At 63.8% G+C, this 3685-nt stretch carries 3 protein-coding genes; all 3 read right to left on the minus strand.

The window, feature by feature from the left end; all coding sequences use genetic code 11:
* Positions 1-70 precede the first annotated feature (70 nt).
* Positions 71-1366: a bacterial ammonia monooxygenase, subunit AmoB gene (gene amoB / locus FMZ75_RS20840; protein ID WP_174800290.1), complete on the minus strand. Its 1296-nt coding sequence runs from the start codon at positions 1364-1366 to the stop codon at positions 71-73.
* Positions 1367-1527: 161 nt separating this feature from the next.
* Positions 1528-2286, minus strand: coding sequence for a bacterial ammonia monooxygenase, subunit AmoA (gene amoA / locus FMZ75_RS20845; protein ID WP_142864601.1), 759 nt, complete (start codon positions 2284-2286; stop codon positions 1528-1530).
* A 259-nt stretch (positions 2287-2545) separates the two neighbouring features.
* Positions 2546-3316, minus strand: a complete 771-nt coding sequence (gene amoC, locus FMZ75_RS20850; protein WP_166146155.1) for a bacterial ammonia monooxygenase, subunit AmoC — start codon at positions 3314-3316, stop codon at positions 2546-2548.
* Positions 3317-3685: the final 369 nt, after the last annotated feature.

Genomic DNA, 3685 nt, shown 5'->3' on the forward strand with positions numbered 1-3685 from the left:
CGGAGCGCAAAGAAAAACCGGCCGGGCGCGAGGCCCGGCCGGCGTTGTCATCAGGCTATTCGAGGTTCGATCAGGGCATGTCGCCGGCGACGAACTTCGGAATGACCGGGCCGCCGATTTCCGCGGCGTAGCGCTTGCCCGACGGGCCGAAGAAGAACAGCAGACCGCCGACCTGGCTGTCCGTGTCATAGGCGAGGTCCGAGAGACGCTCGATGTCCCAACGCGCGTCCTGCACCTTGATCTCGATCGTCTTCGTCTCACCCGGCGCGATCGGCGTCGGATCCGTCGACAGACCACGGTCCGCCAGCAGATAGTCGGGGAACTCCGGCTTCGTCGTGAACACGTCGGGGTTCAGGAAGCGGAGGCCCGCCGCCGTATACTCGCCGAGCTTCAGCGGCTCATCCGTCTTGTTCGTGATCTTCACCTGAACCGTCAGCTCGCGGCCCGGCACCTTGTAGACGCCGCCCTTGAGATCAGCCGTCACCACCTTGGTGCCGACGCCCACAGTGCCTTCTTCCGTGATCGGCGTCAGCGGCTTCTGCAAGCCGGCCTGAAGCGGGATCGTGCGCGGGAAGGTGCTGTTGGTCACAGCGTAGCCGATGATCGTCGCCAGGATCGTCACAGCGAGAACGATCGCGCCGACGCGACGGTCGTCGTCACCGATCTGCTCGTCTTCCTTGCCTTCGCTGACGCGCAGGTAGGAGGCGATGAGGCCCTTCTTGAAGAACCAGTAGAGGATCCAGGCCGCAGCCGCGATCATCCACGGGAAGTGCCAGGCGTAGATGCGGTCGATGCCGTAGGTCTCGAGGTCCACGGTCGTGCCGTCCAGCAGCGTGACCGGGTCCTTGAAGTCGGCCATGTCGCCCTTGATCTCGATCCACTGGCCGGGTCCGATGATCGGGCCGCCGCCTTCGACGTTGATCTGCGCATGAACGTGCCAACGGCCCGCGCGGCGCGCCTTCAGATCGATCTGGAACGCATAGTCCTTGCCGATCTCCAGCGAAACCGAACGCGGAGCGAACTGCTCGCCGATGAACTGCGCCGTGCGAACCAGAACCGGGCCCGGCTCGCCGGCGTTCAGGAACGACGACTTCGGGTTCGCGACGGCCTGCGGCCAAGCCGAGAACACGTGCACCTTGCCCGAGAGCACCATCGACTCGTTGACGTTCAGCGAGGTCTTCGACCACTTCACGTCATACCAGTTCAGCGTGCGCATACGCAGGAACGCCTGCTGCGACTTCTCGCCATGCGCCGACGCCGGAGCGACGGAGCCCATCGTCGCGACGACCGCAGCCGCCATGCCCAGGCCGAAGAGCCGAGCGACCCGTCCGGTCGCCAGCACGGCCATTCTCTCCAACAGTTTCATGGAACAACCTCCCAAGTTTCTCTTCGCGGACCGGCCCGTCGGGCCGATCGTCCGCTGTCGTCCTTACCGGAGCGGCTCGCTCCCGGGCTCTCTTGCAGGAGCCCTTCGCAGCCGCCCCTCCTCGCTTTGAGCGATCGCTCGATCCAACGCCTTGCGGCGGATCAGATCTTCTGGATCACCTTGGTGGTCGAATACCACTTACCGACGAACCACCACAGGAAGTAGACGAGCATCGACACGAAGCCCGAGAAGAACGCGGCCACCGGCACGACGTCCTTACCGAAGGTGCGCAGCGTGCCGCGCTCCACCATGCGGATGTATTCCGGCATCGAGGTGCGGACGAAGTGGAGACCGATCAGATCGGCCAGAGACATCAGCTGACCATGCTGCTCGGTCGCCTGATGGAAGGCCGCGATCGCCGGCCAGTTGTTCGGGTAGAACAGCAGACCCCAGCCCAGGGCGCCGACCACAGCCGTGATCACATAGGAGCCCGACAGCAGCAGGATGATGTCCAGCCACAGCGCCGGAACCACCAGAGCCGACGGGAACACCAGGCTGATCGGGAAGTAGGTCCAGCCCCAGAAGTTGACGTAGCGGTTGATCCACTCGCCGATCAGAAGGCCGAGAACCGCGAAGGTCGCCCCGAACGGGAGGCGGAAGTTCTCCCACAGGAACGCCTGAGCCGCAGCCGCGAAGGTCACGCCCAGGATCGGGATCACCGTCGGCCACATACGGCGGTCTTTCCAGTCGACCCAGAAGTCCCAGTCGCCCGCCGTCAGCATGAAGTGAATATGATAGCCGCCCAGCACTGCCAGAAACAGCAGCGTCAGAATCAGCCAATCGGAGGTCTTGACGCATCCCGCCGCTTCCGCGACAGAATGGAAAGGCCCGATTGCCCCCCCGCTCTTCGATGTAGACATCACTCTTCTCCTTGGTGTCTGTCCGCCCGGCGTCTTCGCGCCGGCGTCTCGAGACCTGCCTCCGGCTCTCTCGCGCCGGATTGTCCTTTAGAACTCGTCCCGCCGACGCCCTCCCCGAGCCCTCCTCGAAACCCCGCCCGAACCGCCGACCATGCGGCCGTCCGGACGAAGCCTTCGCTCCGAGAGCATTCGGAAAATTCAAATCGACGGAGGCGGCCGTCCGCGCCGATCGCGCGGGCGGCCCTCTTTCAGGCCGCTATCAGCCGATCAGCGCCGCGACGCCGTCCTTGCCCAGCAGGCGCTTCACGCCGGCCAGGATCTGAAGGACCACGCCGAACACGCCCAGCGCCATCCAGCCGAAGAACACGAAGCCCCAATGCAGCGGAGCGACGAACAGCTCTTCCATGAACCAGAAGGTGTGGCCCCACTCGTTCAGGCCGACGTTCGGGATGATCATGAACGGGCCGATGGCCACGATCAGGAACGCCAGCGAATAGCCGTGCGCGAAATACGGAATGCGGGTCTTGGCGTAGAAGAACGAGCCGACGCCCATGATCGAGTAGATCGGGTAGCTCAGATAGAACTCGATGATGTGCGACGGCGTGAAGTCCGTGTCGCGAATCACCGTCATGTGCCAGGTGCCGTCCTGCTCCGTGAAGAAGCTCGCGCCCCAGTAGATGGCCACCGCATAGACCGTCAGCCACTGCAGCAGCACGACGTGACGGCGAAGCTCCTCACGCGGAGAAACCGCGTCGACGTTGCGGTCGCGGGTCTTCCACAGATAGCCGGCGAGGCCGAGGCCGGCCACGAGCTCCAGCGGAATTTCCGTCCACAGCATCGTCAGCCAGTAGGTCTGGAACTCCGGAGCGAAGGAGTCGAGGCCCGCGCGCCAGCCGAAAATCTGCTCGTAGATGCGGATGCAGAGGTAGAAAATATTGAGGCCGGCGATGCCGATCCACATGGTCTTCAGGTCCACGATGGCATCTGAGCCGGCGGCTGCGCCGGCCGATGTCTCTGTCGTTACGCTCATCTCAATTCCTCCTAAGTGCTCCCAGGGATTCTCGAAGCGATTTCGCCGCGTCCCGCCTCCCTGCTCGGCACGCGCCTTCGTCTCCAACGGTTCTCGTCGTCGCAGCCACTTCTTCTCGAGGACGAAGTCCCGAAGACCGAAGCGAAGTCCCGACCTCCCGATCTCGCCGCCGTCCGCGCCCCCGCGAAAAGGGCCCGCCGACTGCTTTCTTCTTCTTTGCTCGGAGACGAATTCTCTCGAAATCGCCGCGCGAAACGAAAACCCCGGACCAACCCCGCCTCCCAGCGCAAGCAATCCGAAACGCCCTCGTTCGGCGAGCCGCAACCATTTCCGTTCCGCTGCCTAATGACAATATCCAATAGGGTGGGT

It is taken from the genome of Methylosinus sp. RM1 (assembly GCF_011378635.1).
Taxonomy (GTDB): domain Bacteria; phylum Pseudomonadota; class Alphaproteobacteria; order Rhizobiales; family Beijerinckiaceae; genus Methylosinus; species Methylosinus sporium.